The sequence below is a fragment of the Streptomyces sp. NPDC101776 genome, from assembly GCF_044766845.1.
Lineage (GTDB): Bacteria > Actinomycetota > Actinomycetes > Streptomycetales > Streptomycetaceae > Streptomyces.
Genome location: NZ_JBIWMV010000001.1, coordinates 1,082,477 through 1,101,475 on the forward strand (window position 1 = coordinate 1,082,477; position 18,999 = coordinate 1,101,475).

Genomic DNA, 18,999 nt, shown 5'->3' on the forward strand with positions numbered 1-18,999 from the left:
TGGTGACGAGGGCATGCCGACCCTGGAATGATCCGAAGGAACTGGATCTCTCGGACGGCCGACATGACGGCCGACATGACGGCCGACATGACGGCCGGCACGACAGCCGAAGGGACACGTGGCATGAACGACGGAGTCGACGGAACGGCCCGCACCGGAAGGCTGCGCCGCCGCACGTTGCTCGGCACGGCGGCCCTGAGCGTCGTACCCGCGGCGATGGCGGGAGGGAACGGAGCCGGGGGAAGCGCGGCGGCCGGCACCACGGTGTCGGACCTGACCGTGGAACACCGCACCGACCCCCTCGGCGTCGACGCCGCACACCCCCGATTCGGCTGGCGTACGGCCTCCACCGTACGGGGCCGGCGCCAGACGGCGTACCGGATCCTGCTCGCCACCACGCCCGAGCAGCTCGCCCACGGCCGCGCCGACGTCTGGGACAGCGGCCGCGTCGACTCGGCGGACTCGGTCGCCGTGCGCTACTCCGGCCCCGAACTGCGCGCCTCGACCCGCTACCACTGGACGGTGACGGTCTGGGACGAACACGGCCGCGCCGTCACCGCGGCACCCGGCACCCACTTCGAGACCGGCCTCCTCAGCACCGACGGAGTCACCGGCTGGGACGGCGCGCGGTGGATCGGCATGGCGGGCAAGCGCCCGAACAGCCCCGGCGCACCACTCCTGCGCAACCAGACGGCACTGACCGGCGGGGAGGTGACCGAGGCCCGCCTGTACGTGTCCGCGCTCGGCGTGTACGACGCCTACGTCAACGGCCGACGCGTCCCGGTTCCGCAGGGCGACGGCACGACCTACGAGTTGCTGACCCCCGGCTGGACCAACTACGACACCACCGTCAACTACTTCACCTACGACGTCACGGACCTGCTCACGGACCCCTCGCAGGTCACCCTCGCGGCCGTGCTCGGCAACGGCTGGTACAACGGCCGCATCTCCGAGAACAGCGCCTACTACTCGGCCGACGGCAACCCCCTCGCCCTCAAGGCGAAACTCCTGATCCGGTACGCCGACGGCTCCACCCGGACGATCGTCACCGCACCCGGCGAGGACTGGCGGGCCACCGACACCGGCCCCTACCGCGCCGACGACATCTACGACGGCCAGACCTACGACGCCCGCAGGGAACTCCCCGGCTGGACGGCGAACGGCTTCGACGCCTCGGCCTGGTCCGCCGTCGAGGCTCAAGACCCCTTCCCCGACGCCCGGTTGATCGCCTATCCCGGCGAGAGCGCCCGTCTGATGCCGGAGTGGGACCGCGAGCCGCGGTCCGTCACCGTCCACAAGGGAGCCACGGACCCCACCCGGGCCGCCACCCTCCCTCTCACCCTGCACCCCGGCGACACCGCCGTCGTCGACCTCGGCCAGAACCTCGTCGGCGTCCCCCGCTACACCCTGCGCGGCCCGGCGGGCGCCCAAGTCACCTGCAAACCGGGGGAGATGCTCAACGACGCCGGCGAGGGCGCCGACGGACCCGTGGGCTCGGTCTACCGCGCGAACCTGCGCACCGCCGAGGCCACCAGCACCTACGTCCTCAAGGGCGACCCGGCCGGCGAGACCCACCAGGACTCGCTGACCTTCTACGGATTCCGGTACGTCTCCGTCACCACGACCGAGACCGTGACGCTCGTCGACCTCACGGGCCGTGTGGCCACCTCCGCCCTGCACGACCTCGGCACCGTCACCACCGACGCCGCCGCCGTCAACCAGCTGATCAGCAACGTCCGTTGGGGCCAGCGCGGCAACTACCTCTGGGTGCCCACCGACTGCCCGCAGCGCGACGAACGCCTCGGCTGGACCGGCGACACCCAACTCTTCTGCAACACAGCCCTGTTCAACACCGACGCCGTCCCCTTCCTGAGCCACTTCCAGGACACGCTGATCGACTCGCAGCACACCTACGGCGCGGGGAGGGCCCAGTTCCCCTGGGTCGCCCCGGGCCATCGCTACGGCCGGCCGCTTCCCGCCAGCGGGTGGGCCGACTGCGGAGTGGTCGTGCCGTGGACGGTGTGGCAGATGTCCGGCGACACCACGATCATCGACCGCAGTTGGACGGCGATGACCAAGTACCTCGACTGGATCCGACACCGCACCGGCGACACCTACGCCGGTCAGGGCGCTGTCTTCGGCGACTGGCTCGCCTTCCAGATCACCAGCACCCAGCTCATCAGCGACGTCTACTACGGCTACAGCGCCCGCCTCATGGCGGACATGGCCCGCGCCACCGGCCGCAGCGCCGAAACAGCCACCTACGAGCGGCTGTTCAGCCACGTCAAACGAGCCTTCATCAGCAAGTACTTCGCCACCGACGCCCTCACCGGACAGCTCACCGTCCGGTCGAGCCTCGGCGACCCACCGCCCCACACCCCCGGCAACAGCGCGGGCAGGACCGAGGACAACACCCAGACCGCCCTGCTCTGGATCCTCAAACTCGGCTTCTACGACACGGAGTTCCAGCACCGCCAACTGGTCACGCTGCTCGCCGACAACATAGGCAACGGCCAGGCCTACAAAGCTGCCCACCCCGACAGCACCCGCGTGGAGTACGCGGAGAACACCCTCTCCGTGGGCTTCCTCGGCGTGAACGTCATCGCCCCGGTCCTCACCGGCGAGGGCCGCGCCGACCTGGCGTACCGTCTCCTCCACCAGAACGCGATGCCGTCCTGGCTCTACTCGGTGGCCAACGGCGCCACCACCGTCTGGGAGCGCTGGAACTCGTACTCGAAGCAGGACGGTTTCGGTCCGGTCGACATGAACTCGTTCAACCACTACGCCTACGGCGCGATCATGGAGTGGATGTACGAGAGCATGGCCGGCATCGCCAAGAACCCCGAACACCCGGGCTTCAAGCACTTCTTCCTCCGCCCGCACCTCGACCCGACCGGCGGGATAACCCGGGTGAGCGGCTCACACATCTCGCCCTACGGCGAGATCGTCAGCGAATGGACCGTGCGGGAAGGGCGGTTGACGTATCGGGCGGTGGTTCCCGCGAACAGTACGGCGACCCTGCGCATCCCCACCGCCGACCCGTCGACCGTCCACGAGAACGGGAGGCCGCTGGCCGCGGCCCTGGGCGTCGAGTTCCTCGGCTTCGCGGACGGCACCGCGTCCTTCGAACTGCCTTCGGGCCGCTACGAGTTGACGTCCACGCTCGCCTGACCGCTCACCAGCACCACCTCCAGGGTGCGCGGACCGTGCACCCCCTCGACCCGGTCCAGCTCGATGTCACTGGTCGCCGACGGACCCGAGATCCAGGTCAACGGGCGTGCCGGGTCGAGGCGTTGGAGCGCCTGGGGCACGGACGACACCACCTGGTCCGGCACCCGTACGACACAGATGTGATGGTCGGGGACGAGCGTGATCCGGCGGCGGCCCTGGTCCGGGCCACCGTCCAGGACGATGGTCCCGGTCTCGGCGGCGGCCACCGCGCACGCCGTGACGACACTGTCGACCCGGTCCAGCTCGTGCGGGGTGTTCTCGGCCCGGTCCGCGAGCTGTTCGACGTCGGCCGCCGCGAGCCAGGAAGGCTCCAGACCCGACGGTACGACGACCGTCCGCGAGCCCCGCTCGGCCAGCAACCCGGCGATCGTGGCGGCCAGTTCGGCCTCCGTGCACCGGTGTACGAGCGCCCGGTAGTCCGCCAGGTTCTCGGCGAGCAGGTCGACCGTCTGCTCGACACTCCGGTCCCCGTGCTCACGCAGATAGTCCCGTCGTACCGCCTGCTCGTACGGAGTGTCGTCCGCGCGTACGTCCGCGAGCGCGCGCTCCACGCGGCCCAGGATCCGTTCCCTGCTGCTCACTTGGCACCGTCCATTCCACCCTGCGTGCGCTGCCACCAGTCGCGGAACGGCTCCGGGGGCACGGCGGGCAGGTCCCGGGTGCCGCTCCACGCCCTGCCGGGGCCGGGCAGGGTCCGTGGATGGAAGCGGCGGGTGCGGGAGGCGAGCCGCTGCCCGGCGCGCAGGGCGCCCGGGTGCGTGAACGTCCAGCGGGTCGCCCGCATGGCCGCGCGCTCGGCGGCATGGCCCTTGGCGGGCTGGAGGACGACCTTGTTGCCCTCGCGGGTCACCGGCCCGCCCTCCACGACCCGCTCCCGCAGATGCACCAGCACCTCGGGGATGTCGATGGCGACCGGGCACACCTCGTAGCAGGCACCGCACAGCGACGAGGCGTACGGCAGCGAGGCGTCGATCTCGCTTGCGGTGCCCCGGAGTTGGGGACTGAGGATCGCGCCGATCGGGCCCGGATAGACCGAGCCGTAGGCGTGGCCGCCGGCCCGCTCGTACACCGGGCAGACGTTCAGACAGGCCGAGCAGCGGATGCAGCGCAGGGCCTGGCGGCCGACCTCGTCGGCGAGGGTGTCGGTGCGGCCGTTGTCGAGCAGGACCAGATGGAAGGTGCGCGGCCCGTCCCCGTCGGTCGTGCCGGTCCAGGTGCTGGTGTACGGGTTCATGCGCTCGGCGGTCGAGGAGCGGGGGAGGGTCTGGAGGAACACCTCCAGGTCCTGCCAGGTGGGCACGATCTTCTCGATGCCGACGACCGAGATCAGCGTCTCGGGGAGAGTGAGGCACATCCGGCCGTTGCCCTCCGACTCGACGACGACGAGGGTGCCGGTCTCGGCGACCATGAAGTTGGCGCCGGAGACCCCGACCTTGGCGCGCAGGAACTTCTCCCGCAGATGGACGCGGGCGGCCTCGGCGAGTGCGGCGGGGGTGTCGGTCAGCCCGTCCGGCGCCGGACGGCCCCACTCGCTCATCTCGCGGACGAAGATCTCCCGGATCTCACCGCGGTTGCGGTGGATCGCGGGCACCAGGATGTGCGAGGGCCGGTCCTTGCCCAACTGCACGATCAGCTCGGCGAGATCGGTCTCGTAGGCCCGGATGCCCGCCGCCTCCAGGGCCTCGTTGAGCCCGATCTCCTGCGTGGCCATCGACTTGACCTTGACGACCTCCGACTCGCCCGTCTCCTGGACGATTCGGGTGACGATCCGGTTGGCCTCGTCCGCGTCGGCGGCCCAGTGGACGACGCCGCCGGCCGCCGTCACCGACTCCTCCAACTGGACCAGATACCGGTCGAGATGACGGAGGGTGTGGTCCTTGATCTGCTTGCCGGCCTCGCGCAGCGCGGCCCAGTCGGACAGTTCGGCCACGGCCTTGGCCCGTTTGGCGCGGATCGTGTGGGTGGCGTGGCGCAGATTTCCGCGCAGCGTCTGGTTGTTGACGGCCTCATGGGCGGCCACGGGGAAGGCCGGGAAGGCCGGCATCCCGACGAACGTGCCGCTCATGCGCGTGACTCCTCTTCCGTGGCGGTTTCCGTTTCCGTGGCGGCAAGGATCTCCGCGATGTGCACCGGCCGCATGTCGGTGTGCAGCCGGGCCATCGTGCCGCCGATGTGCATCAGACAGGAGTTGTCCGCAGCGCACAGCACCTCGGCGCCCGTCGACTCCGCGTTGCGCACCTTGTCGGCGCCCATCGCCGCCGAGACGTCGGCGTTCTTCATGGCGAACGTCCCGCCGAAGCCGCAGCACTCGTCGGCACCGGGCAACTCGACCAACTCCAGCCCCTTGACGGCCTGGAGGAGCCTGAGCGGCCGGTCACCGAGGCCCAGGCTGCGCAGCCCGTGGCAGGTGGGGTGATAGGTGACCTTGTGCGGGTAGGAGGCCCCGACGTCCGTCACCCCGAGCACGTCCACGAGGAACTCGGTCAGTTCGTACGTCTTCGGCACCACCGGCGCCAACGTGGCCGCGAGGGTGTCACCGCGCCCTTCCGCCCTGGCCCTTTCCCCCATCCGCGGATACAGCTCGCGCACCATCGCCCCGCACGACCCGGACGGCGTGACGATCGCCTCGTACTCCCCGAAGACATCGGAGAAATGCCGGGCGAGCGGCTCGGCCTCATGGCGGTAGCCGGTGTTGTAGTGCGCCTGCCCGCAACAGGTCTGGCCCATCGGGAAGTCGACCTCGACGCCCAGCCTGGTCAGCAGTTTCACCACGGCGCGCCCGGTGTCCGGATAGAGTGTGTCGTTGACACAAGTCAGGAACAGGGCGACACGCATCGCGGCTCCTTAGTGGTCGATCATCGGATGGGTGCAGCGTAGTCGGAGGTCACCGTCTGGGGGAGCCCCCAGCTCGACGGGCGCCGAGCCGGGCCTCCGATCCGGAGGGGATTTTCCTGGGCCCCGCTTCACCGCGCGGCGAGCCGGGCCTCCGCCGCCCGCCAGCGGGCGGTGTCGCCCTGCGGCTCGTAGCGCGTGGACGGCTGAGTACGGGCGAGGAGCCCCCGCATCCCGGCCAGGTCACCGACGAGCCCGTGGGCCCGCGCCTGGACGAGCACATTGCCCAGCGCGGCAGCCTCGGTCGGCCCCGCGACCACCGGCAACCCGCAGGCGTCGGCGGTCAGTTGGCACAGCAGCGCGTTACGGGTACCGCCCCCGACGACGTACACGACGTCGACCGGATGGCCGGCGAGCTCCTGGGCGTCGCAGACCGCCCGCCGATGGGCGAGCGCGAGGGAGTCGAGAATGCAGCGCGTGATCTCCGCCCGGGACTCCGGCACCGGCTGCCCCGAGCCACGACAGGCGTCGGCGATCCGCTCAGGCATCCGCCCCGGCGCCAGGAACGCCGAGTCCCCCGCGTCCACGACCGACCGCAACGCCGGAACCCGGGCCGCCCCGCGCAGCAGCTCTCCCAACTCCGGCTCGCCCCAGGCCCGTACACACTCCTGAAGCAGCCACAGCCCCATGATGTTGCGCAGATAGCGGACCGTGCCGTCGAGCCCCAGCTCGTTGGTGAAGTTGGCGATCCGGCTCGCCTCACCGAGTACCGGAGCGTCGAGCTCAAGGCCGGCCAGGGACCAGGTCCCGGTACAGATATAGGCGAACCGCTCCTCGACTGCCGGAACGGCGGCGACAGCTGACGCGGTGTCGTGCGATCCGACCGCCGTCACCGCCACGGGCCCCTCCAGTCCCGTCTCCTCCACCACCTCGGCCCGCAACACCCCCGCCGGATCGCCGGGTTGCCGCAGAGGAGCGAACAGCCCGAGGTCGACACCGAGCCGCGAGGCGATGCCGTACGCCCAGTCGCGCGTCCGGGGATCGATGAGTTGGGTGGTGGAGGCGTTCGTCAGCTCGGTGCCCTGCTCCCCGGTGAGCCAGTACGACAGCAGATCGGGAATGAGCAACAGCCGCTCGGCGTGCGCCAGCTGGGCCGAGTCGCGGGCCGCCGCCAACTGGTACAGGGTGTTGAAGGGCGCGTACTGCAACCCGGTCGACGCGTACAACTCGCTCGCGGGCACGGTCGCCCACACCTTCTCGGCGACCCCCTCCGTGCGGGCGTCCCGATAGTGCACGGGATTGCCCAACAAGGCCCCGTCCGCGTCCAACAGCCCGTAGTCCACGGCCCAGCTGTCGATGCCGACCGAGTCGAGCCGCCCACCGGTGACCGCGCCCGCCGCCCGGAGCCCGTCGAGGACACCCGCGTACAGCGCGAGGATGTCCCAGCGCAGCCCCTCGGGCGTGCGGAGGGGCCGGTTGGGAAAGCGATGCGCCTCCGCCAACTCCAGGGAGTCCGGACCCACATGGCCGACCATGACCCGCCCACTGGACGCGCCGAGGTCGACCGCGGCATACGCCTTCATGTCCGCGCTCACCGAAGGAAGGCGGCCGCAACGCCGGCGTCGACCGGGACATGCAGCCCGGTGGTGTGCGTCAAGTCCCCACCCGTGAGGGCGAAGACGGCGTTGGCGACATGCTCCGGCAACACCTCACGCTTCAGGATGGTCCGCTGGGCGTAGAACTCGCCGAGCTTCTCCTCCTCGATCCCGTAGGTCGCCGCCCGCTGCGCACCCCAGCCGCCCGCGAAGATCCCCGAACCCCGCACGACACCGTCCGGGTTGATCCCGTTGACCCGGATGCCGTGCTCGCCCAACTCGGCCGCCAGCAGCCGTACTTGATGGGCCTGGTCGGCCTTGGTCGCCGAGTACGCGATGTTGTTGGGACCGGCGAACACGGCGTTCTTGGACGCGATGTAGAGGATGTCACCGCCGAGCCCCTGGGCGATCATCGCCCGGGCGGCCTCACGCGAGACCAGGAACGAACCACGGGCCATGATGTCGTGCTGGAGGTCCCAGTCCCGGGCCGAAGTCTCCAGCAGGGGCTTGGAGATGGAGATCCCCGCGTTGTTGACGACGAGATCGACCCCACCGAAGGCGAGCAGAGCGGACTTGAAGGCTGCGGCGATCTGCCCCTCGTCCGTCACATCGACAGTGACGGCAACGGCCTTGTCGGGCCCGCCGAGTTCCTCGGCGACGGAGGCCGCGTTCTCGGCGTCGAGATCGGCGATCACGACGCACGCGCCCTCGTCGACCAGCCGCCGGGCGATGGACTTCCCGATCCCACTGCCCGCACCGGTGACGAGCGCGATGCGCGTGGCGAGCGGCTTGGGCTTCGGCATCCGCTGCAACTTGGCCTCTTCCAGGGCCCAGTACTCGATGCGGAACTTCTCCGACTCCTCGATCGGCGCGTACGCCGACACGGCCTCGGCGCCGTGCATCACGTTGATGGCGTTGACGTAGAACTCGCCGGCCACCCGCGCCGTCTGCTTGTCCTTGCCGAAGGAGAACATGCCCACGCCGGGGATCAGCACGATCGCCGGATCGGCGCCCCGCATCGCGGGGGAGTCGGGCAGGGCATGCCGCTGGTAGTAGGCGGCGTACTCCTCGCGATAGACGGAGTGCAGCTCCTTCAGCCGGGCGATCGCCTCGTCCAGCGGAGCGGTGGGCGGCAGATCGAGAACGAGCGGCCTGACCTTGGTCCGCAGAAAGTGATCGGGGCACGAGGTACCGAGCGCCGCGAGCCGCGGATGCTCGGCCCGCGCGAGAAAATCGAGCACGACCTCGGAATCGGTGAAGTGCCCCACCTGCGCCCGGTCTTGAGAGGCGACGGCACGAACATACGGCGCGAGCGCGGCGGCGCGCTCCCGCCGCTCACCGTCGCCGAGCGGACCGTACCCCTCGACGACGGGCCCGAAGGGCTCGGGCCTTCCACGCTCGGCGAGGAACACCTCAGCGGTACGAATGATGTGCAGCGAGTTCCTCTCGCACTCCTCGGAACTCGCACCCCACGCGGTGATCCCGTGCCCCCCGAGCACACACCCGACGGCCTGCGGATTGGCCTCCTTGACGGCGGCGATGTCCAGCCCCAGCTGAAACCCGGGCCGCCGCCAGGGCACCCACACCACGGAGTCCCCGAAACACTCGGCGGTCAGCTTCTCCCCGTCGGCGGCACAAGCCAGCGCGATCCCCGAGTCAGGATGCAGATGATCGACATGAGCCGCGCCCACGAGCCCGTGCATGGCCGTATCGATGGAGGGCGCCGCACCCCCCTTCCCATGCAGGCAGTAGTCGAACGCCCCCACCATCTCGTCCTCGCGCTCGACCCCCGGATACACATCGACCAGGGCCCGCATCCGATCCAGCCGCAACACGGCGAGCCCGGATTCGGTAAGCGTCCCGAGATCCCCTCCGGACCCCTTCACCCACATCAGCTCGACATCACCCCCGGTGACGGGGTCGATGTCAGTCCCCTTCGCGGACGCGTTCCCGCCGGCGTAATTGGTATTGCGAGCATCAGCGCCAAGCCGATGAGAACGGGCGATGAGATCGGCGGCTTCGTGGTGCGGTGCCATGAACGTCCAGTCCTTTTCAAGAGTGGTGACTTTAATTCCCTAGGGGCGCGGGGCTGTTTCAATGTGCGGCTCCGCCGCGTGGGCGCGACCAGCCACAACGGACCCGCACCCCGCATTCAACAGATCCCGGCAGACGCTTACGCCCCCCAACCCGCCTGCTGCCCCCCAACCCGCTCAGCGACAATCCGCTCCTGCCACCCGCCGGCGCGATACGCAGCAATGGGGTCAGGAGCAAGCCCCTGCTCCTCCCGCAACTCCCTGAGCAACGGCCGCACATCCGTGTTGTACGCGTCCATCACCACGGCATTCGCCTCCAGCACATCCCCAGCCCGCTGCGCCGCACCCAACGCCACCGCGTCCACGAGCAGCGCCTTCGCCGTAGCCTCCTGCACATTCATCACCGACCGAATGATCGCCGGAATCTTCGCCTCGATGTTGTGACACTGATCCAGCATGAACGCCACATCCGGAGTGAACCCCCCACCCCGAATCACCTCGTACATGATCCGGAACAACTGAAACGGATCAGCCGCCCCCACCATCAGATCGTCGTCCGCATAGAACCGCGAGTTGAAGTCGAACGCCCCGAGCTTCCCCTCACGGAGCAGCGTCGCCACGATGAACTCGATATTGGTGCCGGGAGCGTGATGCCCGGTGTCGACCACGACCTGCGCCTTCGGCCCGAGCTTCAGACAATGCGCGTAAGCCGTCCCCCAGTCAGGAACATCGGTCGCGTAAAAGGCCGGCTCGAAGAACTTGTACTCCAGCAGCATCCGCTGCCCGTCCCCCAGCCGCGCGTACACCGCAGCGAGCGCCTCAGCCAACCGGTCCTGCCGCGCGGAGAGGTCGTCCTGCCCCGGATAGTTCGTACCGTCCGCGAACCACAACTTGAGATCGGCGGAGCCCGTCGCGTCCATGATGTCGACGCACTCCAGCAGATGGTCGAGCGCCTTGCGCCGCACCGCCGCGTCGGGATGGCAGACGCTGCCGAGCCGGTAGTCGTCGTCCTGGAACGTGTTGGAGTTGATCGCGCCGAGCTTCAGCCCGTGGTCCTGCGCGAACTTGCCCAGCGCCGCGAAGTCGTCGACCCGGTCCCAGGGGATGTGCAGGGCGACCGTCGGCGCCACGCCGGTGAACTCGTGGACCTTGGCCGCGTCCTCCAGCTTCTCCTGCGGGGTGCGCGGCACGCCCTCCTGGGCGAAGACCTTGAACCGGGTCCCCGAGTTCCCGTACGCCCACGAAGGCGTCTCGACTGCCTGGGTCTTGAGAGCGGCCTTCACCGCGGCGAGCTCGGTCACTTGAGGGCTCCTGTGACGTGCGACGGAACGACGTATGTATGAAACGATTCAGAGAGCGAAGCTATGAGCGTCCCGAAGGGGTGTCAAGTCCTACGGCGAAGCCTGTGTCCCGTGACTTCAACGTGACCTTTGGCTATCGAAAGTTTTTCGAGGCGGACCCATTGACGTGACAACGCCGACGCGCCTAACGTCCCGGCAACCAAGTTGAAACCTTTCACGACGCTGTGAGGGCCTACCCGCCGGCGTCGTCGAGGAGCCCCTCATGACCCACCCGTCAGACACGGGTCCGGCCCCGGTGCTCGCGCTCAAGGGCATCTCCAAGTCCTTCGGCGCGGTGCGCGCCCTGCGGGACGTGTCCCTCGAACTGTTCCCCGGTGAGGTGCACGCACTCGCCGGTGAGAACGGCGCGGGCAAGTCCACTCTCATCAAGACCCTCGCCGGTGTGCACCGGCCCGACGCCGGCCAGGTGCTGCTCGACGGCGCGCCCGTCCTCTTCCACGGCCCCGGTGACGCCCGCGACGCGGGTATCGCCGTGATCTACCAGGAACCGACCCTCTTTCCCGACCTGTCGATCGCCGAGAACATCTTCATGGGGCGCCAGCCCCGCCGCGCCCTGGGCCGTATCGACCACAAGGCCACGTACGCGGCGACCGCGGAGCTGATGAAGCGGCTCGGCGTCGAACTGGACCCCGACCGCCCGGCGCGCGGCCTCTCCATCGCCGACCAGCAGATCGTGGAGATCGCCAAGGCGCTCTCCTTCGACGCCCGCGTCCTCATCATGGACGAGCCGACGGCCGCCCTCACCGGCAGCGAGGTGGCCCGCCTCTTCGGCGTGGTCCGCACCCTGCGCGAACAGGGCGCCGCCGTCCTGTTCATCTCGCACCGCCTGGAGGAGATCTTCCAGATCTGCCGGCGCGTCACGACCCTGCGCGACGGCGCCCTGATCTCCAGCGAACCGATCGAGGGAATGACCGAGGACGATCTCGTACGCCGCATGGTCGGCCGCGACCTCGACGAGCTGTACCCCAAGCAGGACGTCGAACCGGGCGAAGTCGCCCTGAGCGTCAAACGGTTGACCCGCGAGGGCGTCTTCACCGACGTCTCCTTCGATGTACGGCGCGGGGAGATCGTCGGCCTGGCCGGGCTCGTCGGCGCCGGCCGTACCGAGGTGGCGCGGGCCGTCTTCGGCATCGACCGGTGGGACGCGGGCGGGGTCGAGGTGGACGGCAGGTCGCTGACGAACGGCGCCCCTTCGACCGCGATGGCCGCGGGCCTCGCCCTGGTCCCCGAGGACCGGCGCGCCCAGGGCCTGGTGATGGACATGTCCATCGAGCGCAACATCGGCCTGACCGGCCTGCGTACGACCGTGAAGGCGGGCCTCGTCGACCGGGGCGCCGAACGCAGCCGTTCCCTCGACTGGGCGGTGAAGCTGCACGTCAAGTACGCGCGGATCGCCGACACCGTCAACACCCTCTCCGGCGGCAACCAGCAGAAGGTCGTCCTCGCCAAGTGGCTGGCCACTGGTCCGAAGGTGCTGATCGTCGATGAACCGACCCGTGGCATCGATGTCGGGACGAAGGCCGAAGTGCACCGGCTGCTCAGCGAGTTGGCCGCCGACGGGGTCGCCGTCCTGATGATCTCCTCCGATCTGCCCGAGATCCTCGGCATGGCCGACCGTGTGCTGGTGATGCACGAGGGCCGCCTCACCGCCGAGATCCCCCGCTCCGAAGCCACCGAGGAAACCGTGATGGCCGCAGCCACCGGGAGGGCCGCCGTATGACCAGGTCCTTCATGACGACCGCAGCTTCCGGGAGGGCCGCCGTATGACGGTCACCGCTCCCAATCCCGCGCCCGCCGCCGAGGTGCCCGAGTCGAGCAGCACCCGGCTGGTCGACCGGGTCTTCAAGATGCGTGAACTCGCCATCCTGGTCGTCTTCCTGGTGATGATCGGCATCACTCAGGCCGGCAACAGCGAGTTCCTGTCCGAGCAGGGCATCAAGGACCTGCTCCTCAACGCGACGATCCTCGTCCTGGTCGCCACCGGCCAGTCGCTGGTCGTCATCACCCGCAACGTCGACCTGTCGGTGGGCTCCACGCTCGGCATCACCGCGTTCGCCACGGGCACCTATCTCCAGGGCGGCGGCAACGCTGTCATCGCGATCCTGCTGGCAGTGCTGCTCGGCATCGGACTCGGCCTGGTCAACGGACTGTTGGTCAGCCTCGGCCAGGTGCCCGCCCTGGTCGTCACGCTCGGCACGCTCTACATCATCCGGGGTGTCGACTCCATCTGGGTCGGCTCCCGGCAGATCACCGCCGCCGATCTCCCGGGCGGATTCGTGGACTTCGGCTCCGGCGGACTGTCCGCGGTGCCCTGGCTGGCGATGATCGCGCTCGTCGTGCTGATCGCCACCGCCTACTACCTCAAACACTTCGGCAGTGGACGGGAGTTGTACGCGCTCGGCTCCAACCCCGAGGCGGCGCGGCTCGCCGGTATCCCCGTCCGCAAGCGGATCCTCGCCGCGTACACGTTCTGCGGCGGGCTGGCCGGACTGGCCGGCGCGATGTACCTGGCCCGCTTCGGCAACGTCGACTCGGGAACCGGCACCGGCTATGAACTCACCGTGGTCAGCGCGGTAGTTGTGGGTGGCGTGGTCTTCACCGGCGGCTCCGGCAGCGTCTACGGCGCGGCCCTCGGCGCACTCCTGCTGACCTCGGTCAACAGTGTGCTGCCGGCCCTCGGCGTCAGCTCCGTCTGGGTGCTCGCCATCAACGGCATCCTGCTCATCCTCGCCATCGCCGTCGACCGGATCGTCGCCCTGCGTGTGGCCACCGCACTGAAGAAGAGGAACGCCCGCCATGCCTGACTCCCTGACGCACGCGGTCCGTTGGGACACGGTCGTCGGCGCCCTCCTCATCGTCCTGCTGCTGTTCTCCTTCTCCTTCGTGGACGGCTTCGGCAACGCGCTGAACCTGTCGTTCCTGATCGGCAACACCCTTCCCATCGCACTGATCGCGCTCCCGATGACCCTGTTGGTCGTCGCCGGTGAGATCGATCTGTCGGTCGCCTCCACGGCCGGTCTTTCGGGCGCGGTGATGGGCAAGCTGTGGAACGACGGCATGACCATCGAGACGATCATCCCGATCTGCCTGCTGCTGGGCGTGGCCTGCGGGCTGGTCAACGGGCTCCTCGTCACCCGGCTCGGTCTGCCGTCCCTGGCCGTCACCATCGGCACGCTCGCCGCGTACCGGGGGATCGCGCAGATCGTGCTCGGCTCCGACGCCGTGACCGATTTCCCCACGCAGTACCTGGACTTCGCGTCCGGGCGGCTCGGGGGCACGTTCTTGCCGCAGGCGTTGCTGCCCTTCCTCGTGTTGCTCGCGATCGGGGTGGTCGTGCTGCACGCGACGCCGTTCGGGCGGTCGTTGTTCGCGATCGGAGCCAACGTGGAGGCCGCCCGCTTCGCCGGTATTCGGGTTCGGCGGCAGAAGCTGATCCTCTTCACGGTGACGGGGTTGATGGCTTCTCTCACCGGTGTGTTCTGGGCGCTGCATTACGCCAGTGCTCGGTATGACAACGCGACCGGGCTCGAACTGTCCGTCGTCGCCGCTGTGTTGCTCGGTGGGATCGACTTCGACGGCGGGAAGGGGACGTTGGGCGGGGCGATCGCGGGTGTCTTTCTGCTCGGGGCGTTGCAGAACGTGATGAGCCTTCTCAATGTCTCCGCGCAGTCGCAGATCGTCGTCACCGGTGTGCTGCTTGTTGTTTCGGTGCTCGGCCCTCGGGTCGCCAAGCAAGTGACTGTTGCCAGGGCCGCGGCTCGTTCCACCGGATAGGTCGTTTGGCGTCTGCGGCCGGTTCGTGGCCGGTCGCGCTCACGCGGCGGTAGCCGCAAATCAATACAGCCCCGCGCCCCTGAAGGGGCGCTCCCGCTCACCCTCGTATCGAAGGAACCCATGCCATGCGCAAGTCATCTCTTCGTCGTGCCTGTGCGGCGGTCGTCGCCGTCACTTCTCTCACCCTCGTCGCCACCGCTTGCGGTGGTACCACCAAGAAGGATGTGAAGGACGAGAACACCGGGTCGGCCGTCACCGGTGGTAAGGCGGACCCGAGTGCCGCTCTCAAGAAGGGGCTCACCGTCGGGTTTCTGCCGAAGGCGGTCAACAACCCGTACTTCACCACGTCGGACAAGGGCGGCGAGAAGGCGCTCACCGAACTGGGCGAGAAGTACAAGGAGGTGGGCACGACCAGTGCCACCGACACCGCCGGCCAGGTGAGTTACGTCAACACGCTCACCCAGCAGCAGGTGAACGCGATCGCCGTCTCCGCGCAGGACCCGGGTGCGCTGTGCACCGCGCTCAAGCAGGCCATGAGCAACAAGATCAAGGTCGTCACCTACGACTCGGACACCAACCCCGAGTGCCGCAACGCCTTCGTCTCGCAGGCCAGCGCCGAGGACCTCGGCCGCACCGAGGTGCAGTTGCTCGCCGAACAGATCGGCTACAAGGGCGAGATCGCGATCCTGTCGGCCGCGCAGACCGCGACGAACCAGAACACCTGGATCGGGTTCATGAAGGACGAGCTGAAGGACCCCAAGTACAAGGACATCAAGCTGGTCAAGGTCGCCTACGGCAACGACGACGCCCAGCAGTCCTTCCAGCAGACCCAGGGCCTCCTCCAGGAGCACCCGAACCTGAAGGGGATCATCTCCCCGACCACCGTCGGCATCAAGGCCGCCGCCCAGTACCTGTCCGGCTCCAAGTACAAGGGCAAGGTCAAGCTCACCGGTCTCGGCACCCCGAACGACATGCGCAAGTACGTCAAGAACGGCACCGTCGACGGCTTCGAGCTGTGGGACCCGGCGAAGCTCGGCGCCCTCGCCGCGCAGACCGCGGTGGCGCTGGTGTCGGGGCAGATCACCGGCAAGGAGGGCGAGACCTTCACGGCCGGCGGGACGTCGTACACCATCGGCAAGGACGGTGTGATCAGCCTCGGCAAGCCGACCGTGTTCGACGCGAAGAACATCGACCAGTTCAACTTCTAGCAGATACAGGGATGTTGATGCAGCGCGTGTGCTTCCTGCTGAAGGTCCGGGCGGACCGCCTCGACGAGTACCGCGAGCGGCACGCCGCCGTGTGGCCCGAGATGCTCGACGCGCTCTCGGCCACCGGCTGGCACAACTACTCGCTCTTCCTCCGCACGGACGGCCTGCTGGTCGGCTACTTGGAGACCGAGGACTTCGCCGCCGCCCAGGCCGGCATGGAAGCCACCGACATCAACTCCCACTGGCAGGCAGAGATGGCGCCGTTCTTCGAGTCCCTGGACGGCGCCCGTCCCGACGAAGCGATGAAGCCCCTCACCGAGGTCTTCCACCTCGCGTGATCCCCCACAGGAGCCGCTCATGAGAAGACGCGCCGTGCTGACGACCGCCATACTTGCGGCCGTGGCAACGCCGGGCATCGCACGGGCGGCCGACCCCGGCCCGTCCGTCACCAAGAACAGCACCACCCAACTCGACGCCCAGGCCGTCTACTTCGTCTCGTACGACGGCCTGGTCAACAACAACTCGTTCCAGAAGAACGGGCTGTTGACCTACAAGGGCTACCAGTACGCGGCCTGGTACACGTCCACCAAGTACGCCGTCGTCGGCCGCCGGGTGCTCGGTGGCTCCACCTGGTCCACCGTCACCCTCTCCCACCAGCTCAAGAGCGACGACTCCCACAACGTCATCTCCATGGGCGTGTCCAAGATCGACGGCCGCCTCCACCTCAACATGGACTCCCACAGCGACGGCTTCTTCTACGTCAAGTCGGTCGCCGGCCTGCTCGACAACCCGGCGTCCACCACCTGGACTTCGGCCGTCCTCGGCGCCGTAGGGACCTCGCTGGACGGTGTGGCGCTCACCTCGCAGTTCACCTACCCCCAGTTCATCGCCACCCCTGAAGGCAGGCTCCAGCTCAGCTACCGCGTCGGGATCTCCGGCAACGGCCGCAACGCCCTTGCGGAGTACGACGGTTCGGCCTGGACCGCGCTGGGGGAGTGGAGCGGCTCCACCGGCACCTACACCAGTACCCATGGCTCCAGCACCGCCCGCAACATGTACCTGCACGGCATCGACTACGACGTCAACGGCCGGCTGCACTCCTTCTTCACCTGGCGCGAGCAGGCCGCCGCCGTGATGTGCAACAGCGGCGGCATCACCAACCACGACACCGGCTACGTCTACTCGACCGACCGGGGCCGCAGTTGGCGCAACGACGCCGGAACTGCCGTAGGAACCACGGGTGGTTCGGACACCGTGGCCGTCACGGACGCCGGTCTCGTCGTCGACTCGCTCAATCCCGACCACTCCCTCATGAACCAGGAGAGTCAGGCCACCGACTCCACCGGCCTTCCGCACGCGATCATCAGCTATGTGCCCGGCCGCTTCGGTCAGTGCACCACGAACTACGTCACCGACCGCACCGCCAACGGCCGCGCCTTCCACGTCCGCAAGACCTCCGCCGGCACCTGGCAGAAGACCGAGATCCCGATCGCCCTGAACTCCAGCCAGCGCACCAAGCTGGTCCTGGACAAGTACGACAACGCCTACGCGGTCCTGCCGTTCGGCCGTGTCGCGGGCGCTTCGAAGTCCTCCGGGTACACCGACTGGGCGCTGCTGTACGACGGGAGCGGCCTGAACGCCTTCGGCGAGGTCGTCGTCGACGAGTTGCGCGTGAAGGCGGACAACGTGCTGTCGTTCATGTACCAGGAGAAGTCGAGCGGTACGACCCCCTCGGCACTCCATGTCGTCGACTTCGCCCTGCCCGCGTGAGGGGCACGGGCGCGGGAGTCGCCACAGGTCATGGCGGTAATGTGAAGACCTTCCCGCCGTCCCACGTCACCCTGGAGGTCTCCGCCTGATGGCCCAGCCGGTGGGTATCAAGGACGTCGCCCGCGCCGCCGGAGTCTCCGTCGGCACGGTCTCGAACGTCATCAACCGTCCGGACACCGTCGCCACGGAGACCCGGGCCCGGGTGCTGTCCGCGATCGACCGCCTCGGCTATGTCCGCAGCGAGTCCGCGCGGCAGTTGCGCGCCGGCCGCAGCCGGATCATGGGGCTGCTCGTCCTCGACATGGGCAACCCGTTCTTCGTGGACGTGGCCCGTGGCGCCGAGCGGGCCGCGCGCGAGTCGGGGCTCGGCGTGATGGTCTGCAACAGCGCGCAGAGCCCCGTCGAGGAGGCCGACTACCTCTCGCTCTTCGCCGAACAGCGGGTGCGGGGCGTGCTGTTGACCCCGGCCGACGCGACCGGACGCAACATCGAGTCGTTCCGTCGGCACGGCATCCCCTTCGTGCTCGTCGACCGTGTCGCCGAGGGCACCACCGAGTGCTCGGTCTCCGTGGACGACGTCGCCGGCGGCGCGCTCGCCGTGCGGCACCTGGTCGACGCGGGGCACCGCTCCATCGCGTACGTCAGCGGCCCGCCCGGCTTCAACCAGGTGCGGGACCGTCGTACGGGTGCGAAGAACGCGCTCGCGGAGGCCGGTCTCGACCCCGACGCGCTGCGCGAGCTGCCCACCGACCGGCTCGACGTGGCGGCCGGCCGGGACGCGGGCGCCCGGCTGCTCGGCCTCGCCGACCGGCCCACGGCCGTCTTCTGCGCCAACGACCTGCTCGCCCTCGGCGTGCTCCAGGCCATGTTCGCGGCCGGGGTCGGCGTCCCCGACGACCTCGCGATCGTCGGCTACGACGACATCGAGTTCGCGGCCGCCGCCGCCGTACCGCTCACCTCGGTCCGCCAGCCCGCCGTCACCATGGGCGCCCTGGCCGCCGAGTTGCTGCTGGAGGAGACCGAGGCGGAGGCGGATCCGGCGGCCCGTCCGCACGAGCACCGGCGGGTCGTCCTCCAGCCGGAACTGGTGGTGCGCCGCTCCAGTCTCGCCGCCCGCTGATCGGCCGGTCAGTAGGATTTCATGATCCGGGGGGTCGGATATCGGACGCGCATGTGCTGAACTGTGACGCGGCCC

General features: G+C 69.0%; 14 protein-coding genes. 8 read left to right on the forward strand and 6 right to left on the reverse strand.

The features are described from left to right. Positions 1-123: 123 nt before the first annotated feature. Complete coding sequence (locus tag ACIRRY_RS04700; protein ID WP_403967874.1) at positions 124-3,171, forward strand: family 78 glycoside hydrolase catalytic domain; 3,048 nt, start codon at positions 124-126, stop codon at positions 3,169-3,171. Here ACIRRY_RS04700 and ACIRRY_RS04705 read toward each other — a convergent pair. The 6 genes from ACIRRY_RS04705 to rhaI all read right to left on the reverse strand — a co-directional run bounded on the left by ACIRRY_RS04705 (position 3,144) and on the right by rhaI (position 10,992). After that, on the reverse strand, positions 3,144-3,812 hold the full coding sequence (locus ACIRRY_RS04705; protein WP_403967876.1) for a lactate utilization protein C: 669 nt from the start codon (positions 3,810-3,812) through the stop codon (positions 3,144-3,146). The genes ACIRRY_RS04700 and ACIRRY_RS04705 overlap by 28 nt on opposite strands. Beyond that, positions 3,809-5,296 carry a LutB/LldF family L-lactate oxidation iron-sulfur protein gene (locus ACIRRY_RS04710; protein ID WP_403967878.1) on the reverse strand — a complete coding sequence of 496 codons (1,488 nt, stop codon included), beginning with the start codon at positions 5,294-5,296 and terminating at the stop codon, positions 3,809-3,811. Before ACIRRY_RS04710 ends, ACIRRY_RS04705 begins: the two co-directional genes overlap by 4 nt. After that, positions 5,293-6,066, reverse strand: coding sequence for a (Fe-S)-binding protein (locus ACIRRY_RS04715; RefSeq protein ID WP_403967880.1), 774 nt, complete (start codon positions 6,064-6,066; stop codon positions 5,293-5,295). The genes ACIRRY_RS04710 and ACIRRY_RS04715 overlap by 4 nt, the downstream gene beginning before the upstream one ends. Positions 6,067-6,194: 128 nt before the next feature. Beyond that, complete coding sequence (locus ACIRRY_RS04720; RefSeq protein WP_403967882.1) at positions 6,195-7,646, reverse strand: rhamnulokinase family protein; 1,452 nt, start codon at positions 7,644-7,646, stop codon at positions 6,195-6,197. 8 nt (positions 7,647-7,654) lie between these two features. After that, positions 7,655-9,694 carry a bifunctional aldolase/short-chain dehydrogenase gene (locus tag ACIRRY_RS04725; protein WP_403967884.1) on the reverse strand — a complete coding sequence of 680 codons (2,040 nt, stop codon included), beginning with the start codon at positions 9,692-9,694 and terminating at the stop codon, positions 7,655-7,657. 137 nt (positions 9,695-9,831) lie between these two features. After that, complete coding sequence (gene rhaI, locus ACIRRY_RS04730; RefSeq protein ID WP_403967886.1) at positions 9,832-10,992, reverse strand: L-rhamnose isomerase; 1,161 nt, start codon at positions 10,990-10,992, stop codon at positions 9,832-9,834. Positions 10,993-11,254: 262 nt separating this feature from the next. Between rhaI and ACIRRY_RS04735 the strand changes: the two genes are divergently transcribed. The 7 genes from ACIRRY_RS04735 to ACIRRY_RS04765 all read left to right on the forward strand — a co-directional run bounded on the left by ACIRRY_RS04735 (position 11,255) and on the right by ACIRRY_RS04765 (position 18,924). Then, positions 11,255-12,772 (forward strand): sugar ABC transporter ATP-binding protein, encoded by a 1,518-nt coding sequence (locus tag ACIRRY_RS04735; protein WP_403967888.1) that lies wholly within the window; start codon positions 11,255-11,257, stop codon positions 12,770-12,772. 43 nt (positions 12,773-12,815) lie between these two features. After that, positions 12,816-13,856, forward strand: a complete 1,041-nt coding sequence (locus tag ACIRRY_RS04740; protein ID WP_403967890.1) for an ABC transporter permease — start codon at positions 12,816-12,818, stop codon at positions 13,854-13,856. Next, complete coding sequence (locus tag ACIRRY_RS04745) at positions 13,849-14,826, forward strand: ABC transporter permease (protein WP_403967892.1); 978 nt, start codon at positions 13,849-13,851, stop codon at positions 14,824-14,826. Before ACIRRY_RS04740 ends, ACIRRY_RS04745 begins: the two co-directional genes overlap by 8 nt. Positions 14,827-14,951: 125 nt before the next feature. Continuing rightward, entirely contained in the window at positions 14,952-16,034 is a 1,083-nt protein-coding gene (gene rhaS / locus ACIRRY_RS04750; RefSeq protein ID WP_403967894.1) for a rhamnose ABC transporter substrate-binding protein, read from the forward strand. A gap of 17 nt (positions 16,035-16,051) precedes the next feature. After that, complete coding sequence (locus ACIRRY_RS04755) at positions 16,052-16,372, forward strand: L-rhamnose mutarotase (RefSeq protein WP_403967896.1); 321 nt, start codon at positions 16,052-16,054, stop codon at positions 16,370-16,372. A 19-nt stretch (positions 16,373-16,391) separates the two neighbouring features. Next, entirely contained in the window at positions 16,392-17,804 is a 1,413-nt protein-coding gene (locus ACIRRY_RS04760; RefSeq protein WP_403967898.1) for a BNR repeat-containing protein, read from the forward strand. Positions 17,805-17,892: 88 nt separating this feature from the next. After that, positions 17,893-18,924: a LacI family DNA-binding transcriptional regulator gene (locus ACIRRY_RS04765; protein ID WP_403967900.1), complete on the forward strand. Its 1,032-nt coding sequence runs from the start codon at positions 17,893-17,895 to the stop codon at positions 18,922-18,924. The last annotated feature ends 75 nt before the right edge of the window (positions 18,925-18,999 follow it).

Bases quoted from the DNA above. Each gene is read 5' to 3' on its own strand.
- ACIRRY_RS04700 (WP_403967874.1), top strand. From the start codon at position 124: ATGAACGACGGAGTCGACGGAACGGCCCGCACCGGAAGGCTGCGCCGC.
- ACIRRY_RS04710 (WP_403967878.1), bottom strand. From the start codon at position 5,296: ATGAGCGGCACGTTCGTCGGGATGCCGGCCTTCCCGGCCTTCCCCGTG.
- ACIRRY_RS04715 (WP_403967880.1), bottom strand. From the start codon at position 6,066: ATGCGTGTCGCCCTGTTCCTGACTTGTGTCAACGACACACTCTATCCG.
- ACIRRY_RS04720 (WP_403967882.1), bottom strand. From the start codon at position 7,646: ATGAAGGCGTATGCCGCGGTCGACCTCGGCGCGTCCAGTGGGCGGGTC.
- ACIRRY_RS04725 (WP_403967884.1), bottom strand. From the start codon at position 9,694: ATGGCACCGCACCACGAAGCCGCCGATCTCATCGCCCGTTCTCATCGG.
- ACIRRY_RS04735 (WP_403967888.1), top strand. From the start codon at position 11,255: ATGACCCACCCGTCAGACACGGGTCCGGCCCCGGTGCTCGCGCTCAAG.
- ACIRRY_RS04740 (WP_403967890.1), top strand. From the start codon at position 12,816: ATGACGGTCACCGCTCCCAATCCCGCGCCCGCCGCCGAGGTGCCCGAG.
- ACIRRY_RS04745 (WP_403967892.1), top strand. From the start codon at position 13,849: ATGCCTGACTCCCTGACGCACGCGGTCCGTTGGGACACGGTCGTCGGC.
- rhaS (WP_403967894.1), top strand. From the start codon at position 14,952: ATGCGCAAGTCATCTCTTCGTCGTGCCTGTGCGGCGGTCGTCGCCGTC.
- ACIRRY_RS04755 (WP_403967896.1), top strand. From the start codon at position 16,052: ATGCAGCGCGTGTGCTTCCTGCTGAAGGTCCGGGCGGACCGCCTCGAC.
- ACIRRY_RS04760 (WP_403967898.1), top strand. From the start codon at position 16,392: ATGAGAAGACGCGCCGTGCTGACGACCGCCATACTTGCGGCCGTGGCA.
- ACIRRY_RS04765 (WP_403967900.1), top strand. From the start codon at position 17,893: ATGGCCCAGCCGGTGGGTATCAAGGACGTCGCCCGCGCCGCCGGAGTC.